Origin of the sequence: Streptosporangium saharense, assembly GCF_014203715.1 — a bacterium.
GTDB lineage: Bacteria > Actinomycetota > Actinomycetes > Streptosporangiales > Streptosporangiaceae > Streptosporangium > Streptosporangium saharense.
This window is the reverse complement of the sequence record NZ_JACHJP010000002.1, coordinates 1,395,272-1,420,353: the sequence shown is the minus strand read 5'-3', so window position 1 is coordinate 1,420,353 and position 25,082 is coordinate 1,395,272. Positions and strand designations below refer to the sequence as shown.

Annotated in this window: 26 protein-coding genes; 17 read left to right on the top strand and 9 right to left on the bottom strand. The window is 69.4% G+C overall.

Features of this window, described 5'->3' with window-relative positions; genetic code table 11:
- Positions 1 to 24: 24 nt before the first annotated feature.
- Positions 25 to 1,101: an SMI1/KNR4 family protein gene (locus FHS44_RS15330; protein WP_184714878.1), complete on the top strand. Its 1,077-nt coding sequence runs from the start codon at positions 25 to 27 to the stop codon at positions 1,099 to 1,101.
- 47 nt (positions 1,102 to 1,148) lie between these two features.
- On the opposite strand, the gene FHS44_RS15325 is transcribed toward FHS44_RS15330, so the two are convergent.
- Positions 1,149 to 1,757, bottom strand: a complete 609-nt coding sequence (locus tag FHS44_RS15325; protein WP_184714876.1) for a DUF3043 domain-containing protein — start codon at positions 1,755 to 1,757, stop codon at positions 1,149 to 1,151.
- A 146-nt stretch (positions 1,758 to 1,903) separates the two neighbouring features.
- On the opposite strand from FHS44_RS15325, the gene FHS44_RS15320 reads away from it, so the two are divergent.
- From FHS44_RS15320 to FHS44_RS15290, 7 genes are all read left to right on the top strand, one after another.
- Positions 1,904 to 2,734 (top strand): PspA/IM30 family protein, encoded by an 831-nt coding sequence (locus FHS44_RS15320; RefSeq protein ID WP_221460702.1) that lies wholly within the window; start codon positions 1,904 to 1,906, stop codon positions 2,732 to 2,734.
- A complete protein-coding gene (gene pspAA, locus FHS44_RS15315; protein WP_184714872.1) occupies positions 2,731 to 3,009 on the top strand; it encodes a PspA-associated protein PspAA in 279 nt (92 codons plus the stop codon). The genes FHS44_RS15320 and pspAA overlap by 4 nt, the downstream gene beginning before the upstream one ends.
- A gap of 9 nt (positions 3,010 to 3,018) precedes the next feature.
- Complete coding sequence (htpX, locus tag FHS44_RS15310) at positions 3,019 to 3,930, top strand: zinc metalloprotease HtpX (protein WP_184714870.1); 912 nt, start codon at positions 3,019 to 3,021, stop codon at positions 3,928 to 3,930.
- Positions 3,931 to 3,933: 3 nt separating this feature from the next.
- Complete coding sequence (pspAB, locus tag FHS44_RS15305; RefSeq protein WP_184714868.1) at positions 3,934 to 4,503, top strand: PspA-associated protein PspAB; 570 nt, start codon at positions 3,934 to 3,936, stop codon at positions 4,501 to 4,503.
- Between the two features lie 21 nt (positions 4,504 to 4,524).
- On the top strand, positions 4,525 to 5,949 hold the full coding sequence (locus tag FHS44_RS15300; protein WP_184714866.1) for an alpha/beta fold hydrolase: 1,425 nt from the start codon (positions 4,525 to 4,527) through the stop codon (positions 5,947 to 5,949).
- A gap of 82 nt (positions 5,950 to 6,031) precedes the next feature.
- Entirely contained in the window at positions 6,032 to 8,242 is a 2,211-nt protein-coding gene (locus FHS44_RS15295) for a serine/threonine protein kinase (protein ID WP_184714864.1), read from the top strand.
- An 84-nt stretch (positions 8,243 to 8,326) separates the two neighbouring features.
- Positions 8,327 to 9,052, top strand: a complete 726-nt coding sequence (locus FHS44_RS15290) for an SIMPL domain-containing protein (protein WP_184714862.1) — start codon at positions 8,327 to 8,329, stop codon at positions 9,050 to 9,052.
- Between the two features lie 26 nt (positions 9,053 to 9,078).
- Here the strand turns inward: FHS44_RS15290 and nadA are convergent, their stop codons facing one another.
- On the bottom strand, positions 9,079 to 10,233 hold the full coding sequence (nadA, locus tag FHS44_RS15285; RefSeq protein WP_312863665.1) for a quinolinate synthase NadA: 1,155 nt from the start codon (positions 10,231 to 10,233) through the stop codon (positions 9,079 to 9,081).
- A gap of 194 nt (positions 10,234 to 10,427) precedes the next feature.
- Here nadA and erpA point away from each other — a divergent pair, with 194 nt between their 5' ends.
- The gene (gene erpA / locus FHS44_RS15280) at positions 10,428 to 10,781 is read left to right on the top strand and encodes an iron-sulfur cluster insertion protein ErpA (RefSeq protein WP_184714858.1); all 354 of its coding nucleotides are present in this window, start codon (positions 10,428 to 10,430) and stop codon (positions 10,779 to 10,781) included.
- Positions 10,782 to 10,943: 162 nt separating this feature from the next.
- Positions 10,944 to 11,930 (top strand): carbohydrate kinase family protein, encoded by a 987-nt coding sequence (locus tag FHS44_RS15275; protein WP_184714856.1) that lies wholly within the window; start codon positions 10,944 to 10,946, stop codon positions 11,928 to 11,930.
- A 48-nt stretch (positions 11,931 to 11,978) separates the two neighbouring features.
- Here FHS44_RS15275 and FHS44_RS15270 read toward each other — a convergent pair whose 3' ends face one another.
- Both FHS44_RS15270 and FHS44_RS15265 read right to left on the bottom strand, forming a co-directional pair.
- On the bottom strand, positions 11,979 to 12,248 hold the full coding sequence (locus FHS44_RS15270) for a sulfurtransferase TusA family protein (protein WP_184714854.1): 270 nt from the start codon (positions 12,246 to 12,248) through the stop codon (positions 11,979 to 11,981).
- 28 nt (positions 12,249 to 12,276) lie between these two features.
- Positions 12,277 to 13,413 (bottom strand): cysteine desulfurase family protein, encoded by a 1,137-nt coding sequence (locus FHS44_RS15265; RefSeq protein ID WP_184714852.1) that lies wholly within the window; start codon positions 13,411 to 13,413, stop codon positions 12,277 to 12,279.
- Positions 13,414 to 13,545: 132 nt separating this feature from the next.
- On the opposite strand from FHS44_RS15265, the gene ctaC reads away from it, so the two are divergent.
- The 4 genes from ctaC (at position 13,546) to FHS44_RS15245 (ending at position 17,809) form a co-directional block, all read left to right on the top strand.
- The gene (gene ctaC / locus FHS44_RS15260) at positions 13,546 to 14,391 is read left to right on the top strand and encodes an aa3-type cytochrome oxidase subunit II (protein ID WP_446697301.1); all 846 of its coding nucleotides are present in this window, start codon (positions 13,546 to 13,548) and stop codon (positions 14,389 to 14,391) included.
- Positions 14,388 to 16,052: an aa3-type cytochrome oxidase subunit I gene (ctaD, locus tag FHS44_RS15255; protein ID WP_184714849.1), complete on the top strand. Its 1,665-nt coding sequence runs from the start codon at positions 14,388 to 14,390 to the stop codon at positions 16,050 to 16,052. The genes ctaC and ctaD overlap by 4 nt, the downstream gene beginning before the upstream one ends.
- Entirely contained in the window at positions 16,049 to 16,444 is a 396-nt protein-coding gene (locus FHS44_RS15250) for a cytochrome c oxidase subunit 4 (protein ID WP_184714847.1), read from the top strand. Before ctaD ends, FHS44_RS15250 begins: the two co-directional genes overlap by 4 nt.
- A 168-nt stretch (positions 16,445 to 16,612) precedes the next feature.
- On the top strand, positions 16,613 to 17,809 hold the full coding sequence (locus FHS44_RS15245) for a L,D-transpeptidase (RefSeq protein ID WP_184714844.1): 1,197 nt from the start codon (positions 16,613 to 16,615) through the stop codon (positions 17,807 to 17,809).
- 206 nt (positions 17,810 to 18,015) lie between these two features.
- Here the strand turns inward: FHS44_RS15245 and qcrB are convergent, their stop codons facing one another.
- The 4 genes from qcrB to ctaE are packed head-to-tail and all read right to left on the bottom strand — an operon-like array spanning position 18,016 to position 22,211.
- Positions 18,016 to 19,662, bottom strand: coding sequence for a cytochrome bc1 complex cytochrome b subunit (gene qcrB / locus FHS44_RS15240; protein WP_184714842.1), 1,647 nt, complete (start codon positions 19,660 to 19,662; stop codon positions 18,016 to 18,018).
- On the bottom strand, positions 19,659 to 20,768 hold the full coding sequence (qcrA, locus tag FHS44_RS15235; protein WP_184714840.1) for a cytochrome bc1 complex Rieske iron-sulfur subunit: 1,110 nt from the start codon (positions 20,766 to 20,768) through the stop codon (positions 19,659 to 19,661). Before qcrA ends, qcrB begins: the two co-directional genes overlap by 4 nt.
- Complete coding sequence (gene qcrC / locus FHS44_RS15230) at positions 20,765 to 21,577, bottom strand: cytochrome bc1 complex diheme cytochrome c subunit (RefSeq protein WP_184714838.1); 813 nt, start codon at positions 21,575 to 21,577, stop codon at positions 20,765 to 20,767. Before qcrC ends, qcrA begins: the two co-directional genes overlap by 4 nt.
- Positions 21,578 to 21,593: 16 nt before the next feature.
- Positions 21,594 to 22,211 (bottom strand): aa3-type cytochrome oxidase subunit III, encoded by a 618-nt coding sequence (ctaE, locus tag FHS44_RS15225; protein ID WP_184714835.1) that lies wholly within the window; start codon positions 22,209 to 22,211, stop codon positions 21,594 to 21,596.
- Positions 22,212 to 22,388: 177 nt separating this feature from the next.
- Between ctaE and FHS44_RS15220 the strand changes: the two genes are divergently transcribed.
- The 3 genes from FHS44_RS15220 to FHS44_RS15210 all read left to right on the top strand — a co-directional run bounded on the left by FHS44_RS15220 (position 22,389) and on the right by FHS44_RS15210 (position 24,788).
- A complete protein-coding gene (locus tag FHS44_RS15220; RefSeq protein ID WP_184714834.1) occupies positions 22,389 to 22,805 on the top strand; it encodes a response regulator in 417 nt (138 codons plus the stop codon).
- 23 nt (positions 22,806 to 22,828) lie between these two features.
- A complete protein-coding gene (gene trpD / locus FHS44_RS15215; RefSeq protein ID WP_184714832.1) occupies positions 22,829 to 23,875 on the top strand; it encodes an anthranilate phosphoribosyltransferase in 1,047 nt (348 codons plus the stop codon).
- Between the two features lie 85 nt (positions 23,876 to 23,960).
- Positions 23,961 to 24,788 carry a sensor histidine kinase gene (locus FHS44_RS15210; protein WP_184714830.1) on the top strand — a complete coding sequence of 276 codons (828 nt, stop codon included), beginning with the start codon at positions 23,961 to 23,963 and terminating at the stop codon, positions 24,786 to 24,788.
- A gap of 1 nt (position 24,789) precedes the next feature.
- Here the strand turns inward: FHS44_RS15210 and FHS44_RS15205 are convergent, their stop codons facing one another.
- Complete coding sequence (locus FHS44_RS15205; RefSeq protein WP_184714828.1) at positions 24,790 to 25,077, bottom strand: Lrp/AsnC family transcriptional regulator; 288 nt, start codon at positions 25,075 to 25,077, stop codon at positions 24,790 to 24,792.
- Between the last annotated feature and the right edge of the window lie 5 nt (positions 25,078 to 25,082).

Sequence of the window (25,082 nt, the reverse complement as noted above, 5' to 3'; positions counted from 1 at the left end):
GGGATTCGGGATACTCTGCCCGGCGTGTCGCGGTTGATCACTTCTCGATGGGTACGGCTGGCGCTGGCGGCGGCCGTGGTGACGGCGGTCGTCGTGGCGGTCCTGCGCCTGCGCCGCCCCTCCTCGGCCCGGCGCCCGGTGGCCGTCCCCGAACCGACCCGCGCCGAGGTCGCCTCAAAGGTGGAGGCGTGGCCACCGGCTCCGATCCTGGGCACGCCGGACACCAAGATTCTCAGGGGGTACGCGACACCTGCCCGGCTGCCCGGCTTCCTCACCCGGCGCCCCGCGCCGCGCCCGCCGCTTGACCGCGCGACCCGGCGTTTTCTCACCCGCTGGGGAGCCGTCGCGTGCGCGCTGTGCCTGCTGGCCGTGGGCGCCCAGTTCCTGGAGAGCACGGTCTTCTCCGGGCGGGGGCACGCGGGGAAACCGGTTGTCGGACGCGTGCCGGAGGTCCAGGAGACGCCCGCGCCCGTTGTCCTGGACGCCGACTGTCATCCGGCGGCGCGGAGGCCGCACCTGAGGGCACGTAACCCGAAGGTGACCAGGGCCGTAAACCGGCAGTGGGTCAGGATCGAGAGATGGCTGCGGGTCAACGCCCCCCGGACCTACGGCACACTCGCCGCCCCCGCGAGGCCCGGGACCATCGCCGTGGCCGAGGCGCAGATGGGCCTACGCCTGCCCGAGGACCTGCGCGCCTCCCTGCTGCGGCACAACGGTGGGGGAGTCTCTCTCCTGGGGGAGGACCCGCTGGATGTCAGGAGGATCCGCGATTCCTGGCGGATGCTGTGCGAGGTCGACGGCACCGACGACCATCTGGCCGATGAGACGGACGAGAGGTCGGAGTGGTGGGACGGGCGGATGATCCCGTTCACCGCGGACGGCACCGGCTGCTACCTGCTCGTCGACTCGGTCGTGCGTGACGTGGGAAGGAGCTGCGAGGACTCGCCGATCGGCTTCGCGCCGGGCGGGGTGCGGGTGAAGTCCTACTACGCGCTGCTGAAGGCGACCGCCGACGCCCTGGAGACCGGTGGGCGCATCGGCTACTGGCGGCCCAGGGTGGTCGAGGGCGTGCTCGACTGGGACGTCGTCGGCAGCCCGTGACGCCGCCGGGCCCCGGTCCGTGCGGACGGGGGCCGTGGCGCGCGTTCTTACTTCTTCGGCGGGACCGGCCTGCCGCCGGGCAGGACGGCCGGCGGCGGGAAGCGCAGCTTGCGGATCTGCAGCGCGCGCATCGCGGCGTAGAAGCCGACACCCTTGAGGTTCTCCGAGGGGAACTTCTCCGCGGTCAGCTTCTTGATCTTCCAGGCCACCCAGACCGAGGTCAGCACGACGCCGATCATCATGAGCGGCCAGCCGACCGTGATGACCGCGACGTAGACCTGACCGCGGATCTGCTCGGGGAAGGGCACCCAGGTCACCAGCAGGATGAACAGGGAGAAAGGCAGGAAGTACTGACTGGGCAGGCGCCGGGAGTCGACCCAGTCACGGGCGAACTTGCGGGCCGGGCCCCGGTCGCGGGCCGGGAAGTAGCGCTCGTCACCACGCAGCATGCCCTCGCGGGCCTTGACGCGCTCGTTGGCCTGGCGCTCACGGAGCTGCCGGTAGGCCTCCTTGCGGTTCTGGGGGGCGTTCACCGGCTGACGGCGGCGCCCCTCGGCGTCGCGGCGCTTGGGTGTGGGACGCCCCTTGCCCGCAGGCTTAGGATCGTTGACGGAGACGGGGGAGTCGTCCGCGGTGGTCTGGGTACGTCGGAACACATCGTCAGCCTACCGGGAGTGCAACTTAGTGACGCCCTCGTGCGTTATGCGTAGGGTGAACCTAGGTGGCTCCGGTGCTTTGCTTGGGGGGCTGGAATCACTGGGGTGACCCGAAGCGCATTTGAAGAAGGGGACGGCCGACGCGCATGAGCGTGATGAAGAGACTTTCAATGATCTTCAAGTCCAAGGCGAACAACGCCTTGGACAAGATGGAGGATCCGCGCGAGACCCTCGACTACTCCTATCAGCGTCAGCTGGAGTTGTTGCAGAAGGTGCGCCGTGGCGTGGCCGACGTCGCCACCTCGCGCAAGCGGGTGGAACTGCAGATCAACCAGATCGAGGCTCAGTCCCGCAAGCTTGAGGAGCAGGGCCGCAAGGCGCTGGGGGTCGGCCGTGAGGACCTGGCCCGTGAGGCGCTGACCCGCCGGTCGAGTCTGCAGACCCAGATCGCCGACCTCCGGGTGCAGCACGACAACCTTCAGGGTGAGGAGGAGAAGCTCACCACGGCCTCGCACCGCCTGCAGGCCAAGGTCGACTCCTTCCGCACGCGCAAGGAGACGATCAAGGCGACCTACACCGCCGCCGAGGCGCAGACCCGTATCAACGAGGCCTTCTCCGGCATCTCCGAGGAGATGGGCGACGTCGGTCTGGCGATCCAGCGGGCCGAGGACAAGACCGCCTCGATGCAGGCCCGCGCGGGTGCCATCGACGAGCTGCTCGCCAGCGGCGCGCTCGACGACTTCAGCGGCCAGCGCGGCGACGACATCCAGGCCGAGCTCGACCGCATGGGCGGCGGGCACGACGTGGAGCTGGAGATCGCCCGCATGAAGGCTGAGCTCGGCCAGGGTCCCGCGCCGAAGAGCGCGATCGAGCAGGGTCCGGCCCAGCCGGGCTACCAGCAGCCCCAGCAGCAACCGCAGCAGCAGCCGCAGAACCAGCAGACCCAGCAGTTCCGCCAGCCGGGGGAGGGGCTGTGATCGTACGCATCATGGGCGAGGGTCAGATCGACATCGCCGAGGCCGATCTCGACGTCCTCAACGCCCTCGACAGCGAGCTTGAGGCGGCCATCGCCGCCGGTGACGAGGAGTCCTTCAGAAGCAGGCTGCACGACCTGCTCGACAAGGTCCGTCACGTCGGCAAGGCGCTGCCCGACGACAGCCTTGAGCCGTCGGAGCTGATTTTGCCTCCGGCTGACGCTTCCATGGACGAAGTGCGGGAGATGCTCGGCAATGAGGGTCTGATTCCCGGATAGTTTGGGCATATGGCACACACCCGGTTCGCCCCGGACCGGGGCCTGACCAGCCGCATGGTTCTGACCATGTTCCTGCTGGGGTTGCTCTATGTCGTGTTCGTCGGCGTGCTGATCTCACTGGGCGTCCACGCCGTCACGGTGTTGGTCATCGCGGGCGCCATGCTCCTGGTCCAGTACTTCATGTCCGACCGCATCGCCCTGTTCGCGATGCACGGACGGGTCGTCAGCCCCCAGGAGGCGCCCGAGCTGCACGGTGTGATCGACCGGCTCTGCGCCATGGCCGACATGCCGAAGCCGCGGGTGGCGATCGCCGACTCGGATGTTCCGAACGCGTTCGCCACCGGCCGCAACCAGAAGAACGCCGTGGTCTGCGCGACCACGGGCCTGCTGCGGCGCCTTGACCGCGCCGAGCTTGAGGGCGTGCTCGCCCACGAGATGTCCCACGTCGCCCACCGTGACGTCGCGGTGATGACGATCGCGTCCTTCCTCGGCATCGTGGCGGGGCTGATGACCAGGGTCGCGCTCTACAGCGGTCTCGGCGGGCGCAGGGACAACCAGAACGGGCCGCCGATCGGGCTGATCGTGATGCTGGTCTCCGTCCTGGTGTACGCGATCAGCTTCCTGCTCACCCGGGCGCTGTCGCGCTACCGCGAGCTGGCCGCCGACCGCGCGGGGGCGCTGCTGACCCAGCGGCCCTCCGCCCTGGCCAGCGCGCTGGTCAAGGTCTCCGGTGACATGGCCCGCATCCCGACCAGGGACCTGCGCGAGGCCGAGCCGTTCAACGCCTTCTTCTTCGCCCCCGCGCTCGCCGGTGGCCGTGCCGGAGCCTCCCTGGCCTCGCTGCTGGCCACCCACCCTCCGCTCGACCGGCGTCTCGACCAGCTCCGCAGGATCTCCGGCCAGCTCGGACAGGGAGTGTGAGCGGTGGCCAGGTGGTGGGACGCGCTGCTGGGCCGTACCGAACCCGTCAAGCCCGACCTGGACGCGCTGTTCGCGCTGCCGTCGGCCGCGGTGACCCTGCAGGCCGCGACCGGGCTCGAACCCAACGGGATCGGCTCCGTCTGCTTCCGTCCCGCCGAGGGTGGGGCGTTCAGCGCGCTTGAGCGCGACGTCGTCGAACTGCTCGCCGCGGGGGGAGGGCCGCCGGTCGAGGAGGTGAAGGACTCCTACGGCTACACCTGGCTGGTGGTGCGCCGCGACCCCGCCGCGCTCGGCGACCTGGTCACCGACCTGCACGCGGTCAACTCCTCGCTGGAGGCCGCGGGCTTCGGCCCCTCCCTGCTCTGCTCACTGGTCACCTTCACCTCCCCGCAGGGGCGGCTCGCGCTGGTCTACCTCTACAAGCGGGGCGCCTTCTACCCGTTCGCGCCGCTGTCCGGTCAGCGCAGGGACAACTCCCTTGAGCTTCAGGTGCGCGGCGCGCTCGACGGGGAGCTGAGGATCGAGCCCGACCTCGGCCGCTGGTTCCCCCTCTGGGGCGCCCCCGGACTGTGAGCCGTGCGCTCAAGGCGAGACGTGACGCGGGTCGCGGCCCTGGCGTTCCTCCTGGCGGGACTGTGCTACGCGGCCTGGGTGCCGCTGCAGTTCCTCAACCCCGGCGTCGACAGCTCCCTCGCCTACCTCAGTGAGCTGGCCGCGGCCGACCAGCCGTGGTCGTGGCTGGTACGCCTGGCCGACGTGCTGGCCGGAACCGCCTGCCTGGCAGGGGTCGCCCTGGCGCCTGATGAGCGTCCCGGCAGGGCGGGCGCGGCCGGGTGGCTCGGTCTCGCGCTGTTCGGCGCGATGACGGTGCTGGACGCGGGTGTCTTCCCGCTGGACTGCGCGGTGCTGAGCGAGCCCGCGTGCGCGGCAGCCGAGGCGGCGGGGCGCCTGTCCGCCTCCCACACGCTCCACGCGGCGGTCAGCTCCCTGGCCCTGGCGGGGGCGGGGCTCAGTCTCGTCGCGCTGCCGGTGAGCGCGCTGCGACGCCGCCGCTGGCCCTCTCTGGTGTACGGCGGAGCCGTACTGGCCGTCCTGATGGCTGTGGCGACGGTGTGGACCCTCACCCTGGTCGCCGAGGCGGGCGGGAGCGCCGTCCCCGTCGGCCTCGCCCAGCGGTTCCAGGTGGGGATCGTCGCGCTCTGGCTGCTGCTGGTCGGGGCCGCGCTGTGGCGCGACAGGACCCGCGCAGTCCCGCAGAAGTCACACGTCCTGCTCCAGGGGGCGGGCACGCCGGTTGTGGTCTGCGCGGGGATGGCGGGGGCGTGGTTCCACTGGGACCGGGTCGCCGAGGACCTGGGAGCCGACCACCTGGTGATCCGCTTCGACCGTCCTGGGCTCGGGCTCAGCTCCGGCCACCCGGGGCCGCCGTCCCTGACGGAGGAGGCGGAGCGGATCGCCGCGCTCGCGCGCAGGCCGGTCGTGGTCGGCCACTCCGTCGCGGCCTTCCACGCCGAGGCCTTCGCCCGGCTCAACCCCGGCCGGGTGGCGGGCCTGGTCCTGGTCGATCCGAGCTGCGAGCCGAACCTGGGGCGCGGGAGCGGGACGCGGGCGGCGGCGGTGCGGGCCGTACAGGGAGTGCTGCCCGCGCTTGGCGGGACGTTCGGCGCGACCGCGCTCGCCCGCCTGCTCCTGCCTCCGGCGCACCGCCTCCTCATGGGGGCGCACGAGAGAGCAGGGGCGGTGTACGGCAGGGGCAGGGTGCTGGCCGCGGCGCTGGCCGAGTGGCTCGCCTATCCGGACATGGCCGCCGAACTCGGGGAGCTGCGCCGGACCCACCCCCTGCCCCCGGTCCCGGTCGTCGTGCTCAGCGCGGGGGACGACGACCCGTGCCACCGTGACCTGGCCCGGCTGCTCGGCGCCCGGCTGGTCCCGCTGCCCGCCAGCGGGCACGAGGTTCAGCTCGACCGGCCCGAGGCGATCGCCGAGGCGGTCAGGACGCTCGGCGTCGCGGGGCACTGATGCACTGACCGTGACTATTTGCCGTCACAATGGAGCCTAAAAGGCCCCTAAAGGGAGGGTAGGTATGCCGGACCTTGCGTCCTTGCGGTCTGGGGATCCCGAGCGGGTCCGGGAGTACCGGCTCACCGCGCGGCTCGGCGAGGGCGGGCAGGGCACGGTCTACCTCGGCGTCTCCCCGACGGGTGCCCGGGTCGCGGTCAAACTGCTCCGTGCCGACCTCGCGCAGGACGCCGAGGCCATGGAACGTTTCGTCCGCGAGGTCAGCACCGCCAGACGGGTCGCGCCGTTCTGCACCGCCGCGGTCATCGACACCGGGGTGGACGGCAACCGTCCCTACATCGTCAGCGAGTACATCGACGGCCCGACGCTCGCCGAGGTCGTGGCCGCCGAAGGACCGCGCGAGGGCTCGGCGCTGCACCGCCTGGCGATCGGCACGGTGACCGCGCTCGTCGCGATCCACCAGGCCGGGATCGTGCACCGGGACTTCAAGCCGTCCAACGTGCTGCTGGCCCCCGACGGTCCCCGGGTGATCGACTTCGGCATCGCCAAGGCGTTGGACAGGACCTCGACGCTGACCGCCACGGCGATCGGCACCCCCTCCTACATGACGCCGGAGCAGCTTGCGGGGGAGCAGGCTGGCTCGCCCGCCGACATGTTCGCCTGGGGCTGCACGATGGTCTTCGCGGCCACCGGCAGCCCTCCCTTCGGGACGGACAGCCTGCCCGCGATCTTCAACCGGATCATGAACCTGGAGCCCGACCTGCGGGCCATCGCCGACCCGGCGCTGCGCGAACTGGTCGGCCAGTGCCTGGCCAAGGATCCCGCAGTACGGCCGAGCGCGGGCGACGCCCTGCTGAGGCTGCTCGGGCACGCGGGCACCGTCCCGGGAGGCGTTCCCGGCGTCATGCCGGGCGCCGCGGCACCGGCCGCGCCGGGAGGCATCCTCGCCGAGGGATCGGCCGCCGCCGCCCAGCGGACGGGCCCCGGTGGGTCGCCCGGGGGGTACGGCCAGCAGCACTTCCAGCAGCCGACCCAGGGCGGCTACCCGCCGACCGTGCACTACCCCCGTCCCGACCAGACGGGACCCGGCGCGGTGGGGACGGTCCCGGCGGGACGCCAGCCCTTCCCCGGCCCCGGCTACCCGCAGGGGCCCGTGCAGGGCTACCCGCCCCAGGGGGCGGCGCCGTACGGGAAGAAGAGGCGGACGGGGGTCTGGATCGCGGTCGTGGCCGGGATCGTGGTCGTCCTGCTGGGCGGGGGCGCCCTCGCGCTGCTGACGAACAGGGAGGGCGAGCAGGGCACGGAGACCGGCACGATCGACACGGCGGACACCGGCGGCCCCTGGGAGCCCGACCGGAGCGACGCCCCGCCGACGCCGAGCCCCACGGTCTCCGACCCGCCCCAGGAGACGAACGCGATCAAGCTGCCGGGCAGCTCGATCACGCTCCACGAGAACCCGGACGACCCGGTCAAGCTCACCTCCTACAGCCTCGACTGGGACAAGATCCTCTACACGCGCTCCCGGGCCGGTGCCTTCAGCAAGAACGACAAGTACTTCCAGTACGTGGTCAACCCCACGGGCACCCAGGCGCTGGCGGTCGACAAGGTCTACGACTCGGAGAACTACGCCGTCGTCTCCCTCGTGGACCGCAGGACCAACTCCGCGACGACGCTCAGGATCGCCAAGGCGCCGGTCTACCCGACCATCCCGCAGTGGTCCCCCGACGGCAGCAAGGGCCTGGTGACGTTGTACGAGTCGGCGGGCAAGACCAGCAAGGAGTACGGCTACGCGATCATCGACATCGCGACGAAGAAGGTCAGGACCGTCAAGGTCAGGGAGAAGGACGCCGGGAAGTGGAGCTACTTCTGGCGGGGTGACAGCAGGGCGGTCGGCACCTGGGCGCTCACCGGCAAGACCCAGCGCATCCGCTTCTACGACCTGCAGGGCACGGTGCTGCAGACCCTGCTCGACGTGGGCACCCCGGTCACCGTCGAGGGCGACGACGTCTCCCCGTCGGGCACGATGATCATGACCTACTGCAAGCAGGACAAGAAGAAGATCTGCATCTGGTCCACCGCCACCGACGCGGACGCCCTGTTCCAGGTGCCGTTCGAGACCGACAAGCTCATCGGCTGGTACGACGACCGGCACATCGCGGGCTGGCGGCCCAAGGGGAGCGGCTACGAGGCCGTGGTGATCGACTTCGAGGGGAAGGTCAAGCGGCTCCTGGCCACCACGACCAACGCCGAGGAGTACAAGAAGCAGTACATGCGCTTCACCCACGAGGACTGAGAGAGCCGTAATCGGTGTTCAAAACACGGCAGGGGGCAGGGGTGCCTCCCCGGCGCGACTGCCCTTCCGTGGTGCCATGAGCCTATGATCAAGCTGTCTCACATCGTGGCCACGGCGGCGTTCCTCACCGCCGGGACGCTCGGCGGAGTCGCGTCCGCGGACTCCGGCACCGTTTCCGATACTGCGAGGGTGATCGTGGAAGAGAACCGATCCCAGGTGACGGTCGTGGGGGAGGGCAGCGTCTCCTCGGCCCCCGACATCATGCGCCTGAACACCGGCGTCGAGGTGCGCCACGCGAGCGCGAGCCAGGCCTTCGCCGCCGCCAGGGTGGCCGCAGCCAAGCTGACCTCGGCGCTGCGTCAGGCGGGGGTCGCCACCGAGGACCTGCGCACGAGCGAGCTGTCCCTGGGGCCCGAGTACGAGAACTACCCCAAGGTCTCCGGCTACCGGGCGGCCCAGGGCGTCGAGGCCGTGGTGCGCGACCTGGAGAGCGCGGACCGGGTCATCGAGGCGGCGGTCGCCGTCGGCGAGGAGGTGCGCCTGAACGGCCTGTCCTTCGAGGTCTCCGACAGCCGTGGCGCACTCACGGCGGCACGCGACCTGGCCTTCGCCGACGCCAGGACCCGCGCCGAGCAGTACGCGAGCCTGGCGGGCCGCGAGCTCGGCCGGGTCGTGACGATCTCCGAGGAGAGCGTCACCCCGCCCAGGCCGGTCGCCTACGGGGCGGGGTTCGCGGCGGAGAAGGCCTCCGTCAGCCCCGGCCAGCAGACCGTCTCCGTCAGCGTCAGGGTGGTCTACGGGCTCGGCTGATTTTACGAGCGACGCCCGAGCGGGGCTCAGGGCAGGGCGAGCATGCGGTCCAGGGCGACCTTGGCCCAGCGGGTGGTCTCCGGGTCCACGGTGATCTGGTTGACCACCTGGCCCGCGGCCAGCGACTCCAGGGCCCACACCAGGTGCGGCAGGTCGATCCGGTTCATCGTCGAGCAGTAGCAGACGGTCTTGTCGAGGAACGTCACGTCCTTGTCGGGGAACATGTGCCCCAGCCGCTTGACCAGGTTCAGCTCGGTGCCGACCGCCCAGGACGACCCGGCGGGGGCCTCCCTGAGCCTGTTGATGATGTACTCGGTCGAACCGACGTAGTCGGCCTTGGTGACCACCTCGTGCCTGCACTCGGGGTGGACCAGCACGTTGACGCCGGGGACGCGCTCGCGCACCTCGTCGACGCACTCGGCGGTGAAGCGGCCGTGGACCGAGCAGTGCCCCTTCCACAGGATCATCTTGGCGTCGCGGAGCTGCTGGACGGTCAGGCCGCCGTTGGGCCGGTGCGGGTTGTAGACGACGCAGTCGTCGAGGGACAGGCCCATCTCCAGCACCGCGGTGTTGCGCCCCAGGTGCTGGTCGGGCAGGAACAGGACCTTCTCCCCCCGGGAGAACGCCCATTCGAGGGCGCGCCTGGCGTTGGAGGAGGTGCACACGACGCCGCCGTTGCGCCCGCAGAAGGCCTTGATGTCGGCGCTGGAGTTCATGTAGGTGACCGGGACCGTCGTCTCGGCGATCCCGGCGTCCTCCAGTGCCTCCCAGCACTCCTCGACCTGGTCGAAGGTCGCCATGTCCGCCATCGAGCACCCGGCGGCCAGGTCGGGCAGCACGACCTTCTGGTCGTCGTTGGTGAGGATGTCGGCGGACTCGGCCATGAAGTGCACGCCGCAGAAGACGATGTACTCCGCCTCCGGCCTGGCCGCGGCGTCGCGGGCGAGCTTGAAGGAGTCGCCGGTCACGTCGGCGAACTGGATGACCTCGTCACGCTGGTAGTGGTGGCCGAGGACGAAGACCCGCTCCCCGAGCGCCGCCTTCGCCCGTCTGGCGCGCTCGACGAGCGCCGGGTCCGAGGCGGTCGGCAGCTCCCCGGGACAGTCGACACCGCGCTCGCTGTGCGGGTCTGTCCCCCTGCCGAGGACGAAAAGCGGAAGGCCGGTCTCGGTGGTCGTCACGACCACACCCCCTTATCGTCGAACTGACGACTAATGATGACACACGCTCCCCGGGGTTTTATTCCGGGGTGGGGGCGGGGGCGGTCGGCCCAGGAATGTGTAGCGGTCGGCACGTGTTGGTAGCGTCTAAGAAGGACGTCACACACAGACAGCCGACCCGGCCGGGCGGCTGACGCAGACGCGGGAGTCACCACATGTCGGTTGAGAGCAGCGAGACCACGACGCAGGGCCTGGTCCTGAGTGACGCGGCGGCGGCCAAGGTCAAGAACCTGCTGGAGCAGCAGGGTGAGGAAGGGCTCAAGCTGCGCGTCGCCGTGCAGCCCGGTGGCTGCTCGGGCCTGCGCTACCAGCTCTTCTTCGACGACCGTTCCATGGACGGCGACGTCGTCTCGGACTTCAACGGTGTCAGCGTTGTCACCGACCGGATGAGCGCGCCGTACCTCGGTGGGGCGACCATCGACTTCGTCGACACGATCGAGAAGCAGGGCTTCACGATCGACAACCCGAACGCCACCGGCTCCTGTGCCTGCGGCGACTCGTTCAACTAGTCAGACATACGCGGGCGGTCCCGCGACAACTGATGCACGGCGGCCCCGCGGGGTGAGATCTCTCACCTCGCGGGGCCGCCGTGCGTCCGCATGGTCACGTATTCTTGCGGGGCTCCAAACCCCGTCCATCCAGAAGATGCTGACAACGAGGAGAATGACCCCGTGCGCATCGCCGTCACCGGCTCAATCGCGACCGACCATCTGATGACCTTCCCGGGGCGTTTCGGCGACCAGCTCATCGCCGACCAGCTCGACCGGGTCTCCCTGTCGTTCCTCGTGGACGACCTTCAGGTCCGCCGCGGAGGCTGCGCGGCCAACATCGCCTTCGGCATGGGCAGCCTTGGCCTTCGGCCCGTCCTGGTCGGCGCGGTCGGCACGGACTTCGCCGACTACCGCTCCTGGCTCGAACGGCACGGCGTCGACTGTGACTCCGTGCACACCTCCGAGGTCCACCACACGGCCCGGTTCCTGTGCACGACCGATGACGACCACAACCAGATCGCCTCCTTCTACACCGGCGCGATGGCCGAGGCCAGGCTGATCGAGCTGGGCCCGATCGCCGAGCGGCTCGGCGGCCTGGACCTCGTCCTGGTCAGCCCCAACGACCCCGACGCGATGCTCAGGCACACCGACGAGGCCCGCGACCGGGGCATCCCCTTCGCCGCCGACCCCTCGCAGCAGCTCGCGCGGATGCCCGGTGAGGACATCAGGAAGCTCGTGGACGGCGCGGCCTACCTGTTCGGCAACGACTACGAGCGCGGCCTGATCGAGCAGAAGACCGGCTGGTCGGGCGAGGAGATCCTGGAGCGGGTCGGCGTCCGTGTCACCACGCTCGGCCCCAAGGGCGTCGTGATCGACCGCAGGGGCGAGCCGTCCCTGCACGTCTCACCCGCCCCGGAGAACGGAAAGGCCGACCCGACCGGCGTCGGCGACGCCTTCAGGGCCGGCTTCCTGGCGGGCCTGGCCTGGGAGCTGCCGCTTGAGCGCTGCGGCCAGCTCGGCAACCTCACCGCCACCCACGTCCTTGAGCGGGTCGGCGGCCAGGAGTACGAGCTCGGTCAGCGGGCCTTCGTTGAGCGCTTCGCCGCCGCCTACGGCACCGAGGCCGCCGAGGAAGCGGGCCGTTTCGTACGGTGCCACCACGCCTGAGACGCGCACCGGCCCCTCCCGCGCCGGGAGGGGCCAGGTGATCGGCCGTCAGTAGTTGCGGCGCACGTGGATGGCCCAGCCCCCGTCGGGAAGCTCGTAGCTCGCCACGTGGTGGTGGGACTTCAGCCTGCACCAGGCCGGGATGTCGGTGAACGCGGCGGGGTCGTCGGCCAGGACCGAGACGATGGCGTTGCGCGGCACGTAGTTGATCTGCTCGGCGAGCATGATGATGGGGATCGGGCACTTCTTGCCCAGCGCGTCGATGGTCAGTGCCGGAGGCTGACCCGCCTCTGCCTCGGCCGCCTGTGTGGACACCATGGAGCGCCTCACCCCCCGCATCTCTCGGTCACGACCTGACTCCCGCGTCCTCACGAATCTTCCTCACCGCGTCCGGCAGGACGGTGAGGAAACGGTCGACATCCGTCGCGGACGCGCCCTGGGGCAGCGATACCCGTACGTTCCCGTGCGTAAGCACGCCCATGGCCTCCAAAACATGCGACGGACGAAGCGTACTGGCCGTGCAGGAACTGCCGGACGATACGGCGAACCCTGCCTTGTCCAATTCTGTCAGTAACGCTTCACCTTCGACGTAAAGACAGGAAAAGGTGATGATATGTGGTGCCCGGGAGACCGGGTCGCCGATCACCTCGACGTCCGGGACGAGCCGGGGCACCTCACTCCTGATCCGGTCGACCAGCGCGGCCAGCCGTGCCGACTCCCTGGCCGAGTCGGCGACCATGGCGCGCAGCGCGGCGGCCGAGGCCACGATCGCGGGCACGTTCTCGAACCCGGGGACCCTGCGCCGCTCGCGGTCGTCCTCGGGCAGCGGGCTGCGCCAGCGGGTGCCCTTGCGGACCGCCAGCACCCCGACCCCGGCCGGGCCGCCCCACTTGTGCGCGCTGGCCGTGAGCACCGACCAGCCGCCCGGCAGCGGCATCCTGCCCGCGGTCTGCGCGGCGTCGACCAGCAGCGGCACCCCCGCCTCCGCGCACGCCGCCGCGGCCTCCACGACCGGCTGGAGCGTGCCAACCTCGTGGTTGGCGCTCTGCAGGCAGGCCAGCGCCGTACCCTCCGCCAGGACGGCCGCGCGGAAGGCGGCCGGATCGACCGCGCCCGTGAGGCCGACGCCGACCGTCTCGACGCTTCCCCCGTCACGCTCGTGGACCCCGGCGGCGTGCAGCACGCTGGAGTGCTCGACCGCCGAGGTCACCAGGCGGCGCCCGACCCTGCGCCGCCCGTGCAGGGCTCCCAGCACGCCCAGATGCACGGCCTGGGTCCCCGAGGAGGTGAAGGAAACCTCGTCGGGACGGGCTCCGAGAGCTTCGGCGACCTCTGTGCGCGCCTGTTCCAGTAACATCCTTGCCCGGCGGGCGGGGCCGTACAGTCTCGCCGGGTCGGCCCAGCCGACGTCGAGCGCCGCGATCAGAGCTTCACGTGCCTGAGGGTGCAGCGGCTCTGTCGAGGCCGCGTCGAAGTACGCCACGCCCCAATCGTCGCACCACGTGCGGCGCAATCGGGGGCTGCGCGGGGGGGCGGGGGTGGTCCGCGCTAATGTGTCCCCCAGCGTAAAGCTGTGAACAACAAGTTGTGAACATGAACAAACGACCGCCCAGGAGTGACTTCTGGGCTTCATCTGTGGGGTAGGCGATCCGTGAGTCCGACCCGCCGTTCCGCACGGCGTCCGTTGGTCCGCCGCCGGGTGCCATGCGCTGCCGCTCTGGCGCTGCTGCTGGTGTCCGTGACGGCGTGCAGTGCTGAGAACACCGCTGGGGAATGGTCTCGTGGCGGTATGACCGAGGGCATCACCAAGCAGGCCGACACCATCCAGAATCTATGGAACGGATCCTGGATCGCGGCTCTCGCCACCGGTGTGGTCGTGTGGGGCCTGATCCTGTGGTCCGTGGCCTTCCACCGCAAGAGGAAGAACTCCAAGGAGAGCCTGCCGCCGCAGGTGCGCTACAACCTCCCGATCGAGATCCTCTACACGGTTGTGCCGATCATCATGGTCGGCGTCTTCTTCTACTTCACCGCGCGGGACCAGAACTACGTCAACGCGGTTTCCGGCAAGGCCGACGTGAAGGTCAAGGTCGAGGGTTTCCAGTGGAGCTGGCGCTTCACCACCGACTACAACGGCCAGAAGGCCGCGGTGGTCGGCACGCCGGTCGGTGACTACCGCGAGGGACCGCAGCTGGTCCTCCCGGCGGGCAAGACTGTGGAGTTCGACCTCGTCTCGCCCGACGTCATCCACTCGTTCTGGGTGCCGGCCTTCCACTTCAAGCGTGACGTCATCCCCGGGGTGGAGAACAAGTTCGAGGTCGAGACCCTGAACAAGTCCGGTGTGTTCGCGGGCCGTTGCGCCGAGCTGTGCGGTACCGACCACAGCCGGATGCTCTTCTCCGTGAAGCTCGTCACCCCGGACGAGTTCGACAAGTACATCGCTAGTCAGGCGGGTGCCCAGTGACCGCACTTAACGAGCCCATCGCCCTAACCCCGGTGGCGACCCGCAAGGGCTCGGTCATCGCGAAGTGGATGTCGTCCACCGATCACAAGATCATCGGGCACCTCTACCTCATCACCTCGTTCGTGTTCTTCCTGATCGGCGGCGTGATGGCGCTGATCATGCGGGCCGAGCTGGCGCAGCCGGGCCTGCAGCTCACCAGCAACGAGCAGTTCAACCAGCTGTTCACCATGCACGGCACGGTCATGCTGCTGATGTTCGCGACGCCGTTGTTCGCCGGTTTCGCCAACGAGCTCATGCCGCTGCAGATCGGCGCGCCGGACGTCGCCTTCCCGCGTCTGAACATGGTGAGCTACTGGCTGTTCCTGTTCGGCAGCACCATCGCCCTGTCGGGCTTCATCACCCCGGGCGGCGCGGCAAGCTTCGGCTGGTTCGCCTACGCCCCGCTGTCGGACGCGATCCACTCGCCCGGCATCGGCGGTGACCTGTGGATCGTCGGCCTGACCATCAGCGGTCTGGGCACGATCCTCGGCTCGGTGAACTTCATCACCACGATCGTGTGCATGCGCGCGCCCGGCATGACGATGTTCCGCATGCCGATGTTCACCTGGAACGTCCTGCTCACCTCGATCCTGGTGCTGATGGCCTTCCCGGTGCTGGCCGCCGCGCTGCTGGCCCTGGAGGCCGACCGCAAGCTCGGGGCGCACATCTTCGACTCGGCGACCGGTGGTGCCATGCTGTGGCAGCACCTGTTCTGGTTCTTCGGCCATCCCGAGGTGTACATCATCGCGCTGCCGTTCTTCGGCATCGTGACGGAGGTCCTGCCGGTCTTCAGCCGCAAGCCGCTGTTCGGCTACATCGGCCTGGTCGGCGCGACCATCGCCATCGCCGGTCTGTCGATCACCGTGTGGGCGCACCACATGTTCCCGACCGGCCAGGTGCTGCTGCCGTTCTTCTCGTTCATGACCTTCCTCATCGCGGTCCCGACCGGTGTGAAGTTCTTCAACTGGATCGGCACGATGTGGCGGGGACACCTGTCGTTCGAGTCGCCGATGCTGTTCTCGATCGGCTTCCTGGTGACCTTCCTCTTCGGTGGCCTGACCGGCGTCATCCTGGCCTCGCCGCCGCTGGACTTCCAGGTGTCGGACTCCTACTTCGTGGTGGCCCACTTCCACTACGTCGTCTTCGGCACCGTGGTCTTCGCGATGTTCGCGGGCTTCTACTTCTGGTGGCCCAAGTTCACCGGCAAGATGCTCAACGACACGCTGGGCAAGGTGCACTTCTGGACGCTGTTCATCGGCTTCCACACCACCTTCCTGGTGCAGCACTGGCTGGGCGCCGCGGGCTTCCCGCGCCGCTACGCCGACTACAGCCCGGCCGACGGCTTCACCGACCTGAACATGATCTCCTCGGTCGGCGCGTTCCTGCTGGGCGCCTCGACGCTGCCGTTCCTGTACAACGTGTGGCGGACCCACAAGTCCGCTCCCAAGGTCACGGTCGACGACCCGTGGGGCTACGGCAACTCGCTGGAGTGGGCGACCTCGTGCCCGCCGCCGCGGCACAACTTCACCTCGCTGCCGCGCATCAGGTCCGAGCGCCCCGCGTTCGACCTGAAGTATCCGCACATCACCTCGGCCTCGCCTGAGCTGGAGGAGAACCGATGAAGGTCCAGGGCTGGCTGTTCATCCTCTGCGGCATCTTCTTCGCCGCCGTGGACGTCGTCTACTGGTTCTGGTCAAGGGAACCGGTCGGCACGACGGCGATGGCGATCTCGGTCGGCTTCGCCTTCATGATCGGCTACTACCTCATGTACACCGCCCGCCGCATCGGCGAGCAGCCTGAGGACAACAAGCAGGGCGAGATCAGCGACGGCGCGGGGGAGCTCGGCTTCTTCAGCCCGCACAGCTGGTGGCCGCTGTTCGTCTGCCTGGCCGTCTCGCTCACCGCGGTCGGCCTGGTCATCGGCTGGTGGCTGTTCCTGATCGGCGTCTTCGCGGTCATCATGAGCATGATCGGGTTCGTCTTCGAGTACTACCGGGGTCACTTCTCGCACTGAGCCCCGGCTCCCAGAAACGGGCCACGGAACTTCCGTGGTCCGTTTTTTGGTGTTTATTGGGGACCCATACCCCCTGCCATATGTGGCGCTCCGCTTACTACGGGTAATAACAGGATCACCGGACCGGTCCTGAACAGGGGAGTACACGTGGGGCACGTGGGACAGACGATGCGTGTTTCGATTCCGGGGGCCGGGCTGCTGGCCCTGCTGCTGGTGACCTCATGCTCGGACGGTTCCACCACCGCCGCGCTGGGGCCGGCAGGGTCGGCGCCGCACGCGGACGCGGCGGTCAGCGTGGTCCCGCTCGACAAGGCGGGCAACGTGCCGACCCACGCGACGGTCCTGGTGGCCGCCAACGGCGGGACGCTGAAGAGCGTCACCGTGAAGGGCCCCAGGAACACCCTGACGGGCGTGCTGAGCGCGGACGGGTCCCAGTGGCACAGCCAGGACACCGCGCTGCCGGGGACGACCTACGAGGTCACCGCGGTCGCGGTGAACCCGGCTGGCAAGACCACCGAGACCCGCACCTCCTTCTCCACCGTCAGGGCGGAGAAGACCTTCGCGATCAAGGAGTTCCTCCCCGACAAGGACCTGACCGGCCTGACGGTCGGGGTCGGCATGCCCGTCATGATCACCTTCGACCAGCCGATCACCGACCGCGTCGAGGTCGAGCGCAACCTGGCGATCAGCGCCTCGAAGCCGGTCGTCGGGGCCTGGCACTGGTTCGACGACAAGACCGTGCACTTCCGCCCCAAGACCTTCTGGCCCGCCAACACGACGGTCCGCGTGGACGCCAATCTTGAGGGCGTCAGAGGCGGCAGGGGCGTGTACGGCAAGCAGAACCAGAGCATCCGTTTCCGGATCGGCCGCTCCCAGATCACCAAGGGCAGCACCCTCACCCACCACCTGACCGTCAGGCGCAACGGCAAGGTCGTCCGGCAGATCCCCATGAGCGCGGGCCAGGGCGGCGCCTGGAAGTACTACACGACCAGCGGTGTGCACCTGGCCATGTCCAGGGAGCCCGTCACGGTCATGACCTCCCCGGGCATCGGGCCCGGCTCTCCCGGCTACTACCAGATGACGGTCTACAACACGGTCCGCATCTCCAACAGCGGCGAGTACGTGCACAGCGCGCCGTGGTCGGTGGGCTCCCAGGGGTACTCCAACGTCAGCCACGGCTGCGTCAACGTCAGCCCGGACAACGCCGCCTGGTTCATCAACAACACCCTCATCGGTGACCCGATCATCATCACCGGCAGTCCTCGCCAGCTGGAGCCGACCAACGGGTGGGGCCACTGGCAGGAGGATTGGAAGCAGTGGCTGAAGTGGAGCAGCGTCAAGTACTTCACCGCCGACTCCCTGTGACGGCCCGCGCGCCTCGGGGCCGCTGAGAGGCCCTGTGCGCCTTTCCGGGCCCGTGGGTGTGGGGAATTGCGGCAGACCGTTTTCCGGGGCTCCGCGAGCCGTACAGGAGCCTCCTGGGGGTCACCGTGGGAGAGCCGGAGACAGACAGCGGGGCCCGGACACCGAGTCGGTGTCCGGGCCCCGTCGTGTGGCGACGCCTTGGCGGCCTAGTGGGTCAGGGACCTGTCGTCCCCGCCCGGGCCGACCTGCGCGTGCTCGTCGTGCTCGTCGCCGTGACCGTGGCCGTCGTCCAGCGGGATCTTCTCGCCGCCGTAGGCCTTGCTCATCTTGGCGCGGAGCCTGCCGAGCGGACCGCGCATCCCCTTGGGCGGGATGCCGTCCTTGTCGGTGTCGGTCCCGGCGATCATCGGAACCGCGGTCTTGCCCCGCATGTGCGCCTCGATGGAGGCCTCGGCGGGAACGTGGACCTCGATGTACTCACCGTGGGGCAGGCGCTTGATGACACCCGACTCCACGCCGTGGCCGATCACCGCCGCGTCGCTGCGCTGCAGGCCCAGGCAGATCCGGTAGGTGACGATGTAGGCCACCAGCGGACCGAGGAAGATCAGGCCCCGGCCGATGTAGGTCGTCCAGTTCAGCGAGACGTGGAAGACCGAGGAGATCTCGTCGTTGGCGCCCAGCAGCCACAGCACACCGTAGAACGTGATGGCCGAGATGCCGATCGAGGTGCGGTGCGGGTTGTTGCGGGGACGGTCGGCGACGTGGTGCTCGCTGCGGTCCCCGGTGACCCACTGCTCCAGGAAGGGATACAGGGCCAGGCCGGTCATGATGATGCCCATCGGGACCAGCGCCGGGATCAGCACGCTCATCGGCAGCGTGAAGCCCAGGAAGTTGATCTCCCACGAGGGCATCAGACGCAGTGCGCCTTCGAGGAAGCCCATGTAGAAGTCGGGCTGGGAACCCGCCGAGATGTCGGCCGGCGTGTAGGGACCGAACAGCCAGATCGGGTTGATCTGGGCGAAGGTGCCCAGCAGTGCGATCACCCCGAACGTGAACATGAAGTACGCGCCCGCCTTGGCCATGAAGGCCGGGTAGAACGGCGCGCCCACCACGTTCTCGTTCGTACGGCCCTTGCCCGGCATCTGGGTGTGCTTCTGCACCCACATGAGGACCATGTGGGCGGAGATGAGCGCGAGCAGGATGCCGGGGATGAGCAGGATGTGCAGCGAGTAGAACCGGGAGATCACGTCCTCGCCGGGATACTCGCCGCCGAAGAGGAAGAAGGTGATCCAGGTGCCGACCAGCGGCAGCGAGATCGCCACACCCTCGGTGATACGAAGACCGGCGCCGGAGAGCAGGTCGTCGGGCAGGGAGTAGCCGGTCAGACCCTCGGCGAGCGCCAGCGTCAGCAGCAGCACGCCGATGAGCCAGTTCAGCTCGCGCGGCTTGCGGTACGCACCGGTGAAGAACACCCGGAGCGCGTGCACCATCATGCCGGCGACGAACAGCAGGGCGGCCCAGTGGTGCATCTGCCGCATCAGCAGACCACCGCGCACGTCGAAGCTGATGTGCAGCGAGGAGGCGTACGCCTCCGACATCGTGACGTCCCTGAGCGGCTCGTAGGAGCCGTCGTAGACGACGTGCGCCATGGAGGGTTTGAAGAAGAACGTCAGGAAGGTACCGGTCAGCAGCAGGATGATGAACGAGTAGAGCGCGATCTCACCCAGCAGGAACGACCAGTGGTCGGGGAACACCTTGCGCAGGTTGCGCTTGAGGAAGTTCCCCGCGCCCAGCCTGTCGTCGAGGAAACCGCTCGCGCCCGCGATGGGCTTCGGAACCGTTCCGGTGCTCATGCGTGGCCTCCCTTCGCACGGACCTCGGCCTCGGCGTCGCCGCGCTCCCAGAAACTCGGTCCTGGCGGGACGGCGAAGTCAGCCGTGGCGACCAGGTAGCCCTCGTTGTCCACCGCGATGGGCAACTGGGGCAGCGGCCTGGCGGCCGGGCCGAAGATCACCTTGGCGCCGTCGGCGGCGTCGAAGGTGGACTGGTGGCACGGGCACAGGATGTGGTGCGTGGTCTGCTCGTAGAGGGCCGCGGGGCAGCCGACGTGCGTGCAGATCTTGGAGTACGCCACGATGCCGTCGTGCGTCCAGTTCTTGTTCGTCCCGGACTTGATCTCCTCCGGGCGGAACTTGATCAGGATCAGCGTCGCCTTGGCCAGGGCGTTGAGGTCGTGCTCGTAACCCTCGGGCACGACCGAGAGGATGCCGCCGGGGGAGTTGAAGTCGGCAGCGCGGATCGGCGCGCCGGTTCCCTCGACGACGAGCCTGCGGTCCTTGCCGTCCTTGGTCTTCTCGCCCCAGACGGTGTGCCGCAGCTTCTGCGGGAAGTTGGTGTAGCGCGGCCCGAGGTCGCGCAGCAGCACCAGCGGCAGCACGCCCAGCGGGGCGGCGGCCAGCAGGAGCGTACGGCGCAGCAGCGGCCGCTTGGTGACGCCGCTCTCGGCGGCGCCCTGCAGGAAGGTCCTGCCGACCTCGTCCCTGACCGCGGGAGAGGACGCCATCTCGTGGCGCTCCTGGATCAGGTTGTACTTCGGCATGACCATGCGGACCCAGAACACGACGCCCGCCGCGAGCGACAGCAGCGCCAGGGTCAGCGAGCCGCCGAGCGCCAGGGTCGAGGTCTGGGTGGACTCCACGTCGCCCACCTGGAAGACCACGTAGGAGACGACGAAGGCGACCGCGGCCAGGAAGGTGATGAGGAAGCACAGGGCCGCGGCCCGCTCACCCTTCCTGGCGGTCTGCTCGTTCTGCAGGTTCACGCCGGGGACGTCGACGTCGGTTCCGGCGTGCTCCTCCCTGCCCAGCAGCGAGGTGCTCGTCGCGGGCGACGGGGTGCCGATGACGCGGTGTGGCACGCGCCCCTCGGACTGTTCGATGTCGTGGTTGTTGTCTGTCATTGGTGGGCCTGTCGCTTCTTGGCGGTGATCCAGATGGCGGCGAGGACGAGCAGGCTGATGCCCACGATCCAGGCCACGATGCCCTCGGTCACCGGACCGATGCGGCCGAGGCCGGCGCCGCCCGGGTTGGGCTCCTCACGCACGCCCACGATGTAGGCGATCATGTCCCGCTTCTGGTCGGGGGTGATGATGCTGTCGTTGAACACCGGCATCGCCTGCGGGCCGGTGATCATGGCCTCGTAGATCTGCTTCGGGGTGGCCTCGTTCAGCGGCGGGGCGTACTTGCCCTGGGTCAGGGCGCCACCGGCGCCGACGAAGTTGTGGCACTGGATGCAGTTCGCGCGGAACAGCTCGCCACCCTTCGACTTGTCGCCCTTGGCCGGGTCCACCTGCTCGTCGGTGGGGACGGTCGGGCCGCCGCCCAGCGACTGGATGTAGGCGGAGAGCTGCCGGATGGTGTCCTCGTTGACCCAGGGGGCCGTCGGCTTGCGCGGGGCCTGGGCGCCGGGGTTGGCCAGGGGCATGCGGCCACTGCTGACCTGGAAGTCCACGGCGGCGGCGCCGACGCCGACGAGCGTCGGGCCGTTCTTGGTGCCCTCGGCGTTGAGGCCGTGGCAGCTGGAGCAGCTCTGCTCGAAGAGTTTCTTGCCCTCGGCGACGTCGTCGGCCCTGCCGGACGCGATGGCCGCGTCAGCCCGCTCACTCGTCGGGGCCGCCAGGGTGTAGAACCCCCCGAGCAGCCCAAGGGCAAGAAGCAGGACGGCGTATCTCGCGAGGGGATGCCGCCGCCCAGCGGTGATCCTATTCACAGAGATCCCCGATTCCTTAATGAATGCCGTAGATGGTCACGAAAAGGCCAATCCAGACCACATCGACAAAGTGCCAGTAGTAGGACACGACGATGGCGCTGGTCGCCTGCTCACGGGTGAAGCGCTTCGCGGCGTACGTACGTCCCAGCATGAACAGGAACGCGATCAGTCCACCGGTCACGTGCAGGCCGTGGAAGCCCGTGGTCAGGTAGAACACCGAGTCGTACGCGGAGTGCGACAGGGTGTGCCCCTCGTGGACCAGCTGGCTGTACTCGTACAGCTGGCCACCGACGAACACGGCACCCATCAGGAAGCTGACGATGTACCAGAAGCGCAGCTTGGCGACCTGGCCCTTCTCAGCCGCCCACACGCCCAGCTGACAGGTCACACTCGACAGGACCAGAATGATCGTGTTGACCAGCGAGAACTGGACGTTCAGGTGAGCCTCCGGCCAGGGGAGACCCTGACCGAGACTGACCGACCGGATGGTGAAGTACATCGCGAACAGCGCCGCGAAGAACATGAGCTCAGAGGACAGCCAGACGATCGTCCCGACGCTGACCAGGTCTGGCCTGCGGGACGAGTGCGCTGTCGTCGTCGTAGATATTGCGGATGCTGTCGCCACGGGCAGCATTATTGCGGCTCTCCTGGTCGGGTCGCCGCACGACCCCCCACTAGGGGGTCTCCGTGTCCCCTCAAACCGGGCTTACGACGCAATTAACTCATGGACGCGTCCGGCCTGGGTCTCCGGGCGAGCAGCCCGGTACCATCCCAGGTGACCATACATCGACAAGGGATAGTGAGCGCCACCGTGAGCACCGACGACAAGCTGAGGGTCCTCGTCTACAGCGACGACGCGAGCACCCGCGAGAAGGTGCGGCAGGCGATCGGCCGGCGCCCCGCCGCCGACGTGCCCCTCGTGGAGATCGTGGAGTGCGCCACCCACGCGAAGGTCGTCCAGCACTTCGACTCGGGGGAGATCGACGTCGCCGTGCTCGACGCCGAGACCCAGCCCGCAGGCGGCATGGGGGTCGCCAGGCAGGCCAAGGACGAGGTGTACGACTGCCCGCCGATCTGCCTGCTGATCGCCCGCCGTGACGACCGGTGGCTGGCCGAGTGGTCCCGCGCGGAGGCCGTCGTGCCGCAGCCGATCGACCCGGTCGTGCTCGCCGAGACCGTCGCCGACCTGATGCGCCGCCGCCTGTCGACCCGCCTGACCTCCCGGTAGACCGAACCCTCTGGAGACCCCACATGGACGCGCGCACCACCTGGCCCGCGCTGTTGTCCGCCCTGCTCGCGGGTGAGCACCTCACCGCGGACGAGACCGCCTGGGCGATGAACGAGATCATGTCCGGTTCTGCGACCCCCGTGCAGATCGCGGGCTTCGCCGTGGCGCTGCGGGCCAAGGGGGTGACGGTCGCCGAGCTGACCGGGCTGACGCGCACCATGCTGGAGCGGGCGACCCCGCTGTCGGTCGAGGGGCCCGTCGTCGACGTCGTCGGCACCGGTGGCGACCGCGCCCACACCGTCAACGTCTCCACGATGGCCGCGATCGTGGCCGCCGCCGCGGGCGCCAGGGTGGTCAAGCACGGCAACCGGGCCGCCTCCTCCCTCTGCGGGGCCGCCGACGTGCTGGAGCACCTGGGGGTCGTGCTCGACCTGGCCCCCGAGGACACCGCCAGGGTCGCCGTCGAGGCGGGCATCGCCTTCTGCTTCGCGCCCTACTACCACCCGGCGCTGCGCTTCGTCGGACCCGCCCGCAAGGAGCTGGGCATCCCGACGGTCTTCAACTTCCTCGGTCCGCTGACCAACCCCGCCAGGCCGCAGGCCCAGGCCATCGGCATCTTCGACCCGGTCATGCTCCCCGTGGTCGCGGGCGTGTTCGCCGAGCGCGGCGTCTCCGCCCTGGTCTTCCGCGGCGACGACGGGCTCGACGAGCTGACCACCGCGACGACCTCGACCGTCTGGGTCGTGCGTGACGGCACCGCGAGGAAGACCGTCTTCGACCCGGCCGTGCTCGGCATCCCCAGGTCGGAGCCGGACGCGCTGCGCGGCGGGGACGTGGTCTTCAACGCGCAGGCCGTACGCGACCTGCTCAGCGGCAAGACCGGGCCCGTCCGCGACGCGGTGCTGCTCAACGCGGCCGCCGCGCTGGTCGCCCACGACGCCGCCGGGGACGACCTGGACGCCTCGATGGCCGCCGCCTACGCCAGGGCCGGGCAGGTCGTCGACTCCGGCGCCGCGGCGACCCTCCTCGACCGCTGGGTCGAGATCAGCCAGGGACTGAAGAACTCCTGACCCGCGCGTCCTCCCCTCGCGGGCGGACGCAAGATCCTCCCGTGAGGGGATGCACCCCCCGCCGTGGCCGTCCTAGATTGCGCCCATGTGGCGTGTTGACCTTCCGGCCTGGCGAGTGGCGTTCGGGCTGCTCGTCCTCGCGGTCGTCTGCCTCTCGCTGGCCGCCGCGAGGCTCGCGCGTGAGCGGCGCCTGCTGCTGCTGAGCCTGGCAGCCGAGCGCACCCGGCTGGCCGGGCAGCGGGAGGCGCTGGGCCGCGCCGCGGCGATGCGGGAACGCGCCCGCATCGCAGGGGAGCTGCACGACGTGGTCGCCCACGGGGTCAGCATGATGACGCTCGGCGTCGGCGCGGGCCGGATGATCATGGAGAAGGACCCGGGGCGGGCCCGCGAGACGCTGCGTGTCGCCGAGGAGTCGGGCCGTCAGGCGCTGGTCGAGCTGCAGCGCATCCTGAGCCTGCTGACCGTCGAGGGCGCCCCCGTGGCGACCAGGCACCCCCAGCCCCGGCTGTCCGACCTGTGCGACCTGCTCACCCAGGTCCGTACGGCAGGGCTGCGGGTCGAGGTGGTCGAGGACGGCCTTCCCATGGAGATCGGCCTGACCCTGGAGCTGGCGGCCTACCGGATCGTCCAGGAGGCGCTGGGCAACACGCTCAAGCACGCGGGGGCCAACTCGGCCCACGTCACACTGCGCTGGCGCCCCGGCTTCCTCGACGTGCTCGTCCGCGACGACGGCAGGGCCGTACCCGCGCCCGTCGGGGCCGTCACCGGGACGGGGCTGCTCGGTATGCGCGAGCGCGCCACGATGTTCGGTGGCACCCTGGACGCCAGGCCGCTGCCCGGCGGGGGGTTCGAGGTGCGGGCCCGCCTGCCGACGACGGGCGAGCCCCGCCCGGGGACCCGCCTGCCGACGTGAGCTAGTCGGACTCGCCGAGGCCGATGGAGAAGGCGGCCTCAAGATCGTGCCGGGAGTAGGTGCGGAAGGCGATGTGCGTCTCGGTGCGCAGCACCCCGGCCACCTTGTTCAGCTTGCCGGGGATGACCTCGGCGACCTGCTCGTAGGCGGGGACGCGGACGATCGCCAGCAGGTCGTACTCGCCGGTTATGGAGTAGACCTCGCTGACCCCGTCGAGCTCGGCGATCGTCTGGGCCACCTCGGGGATCCGGTCGACCTCGGCGTTGATGTGCACGATCGCGGTGACCACTGACT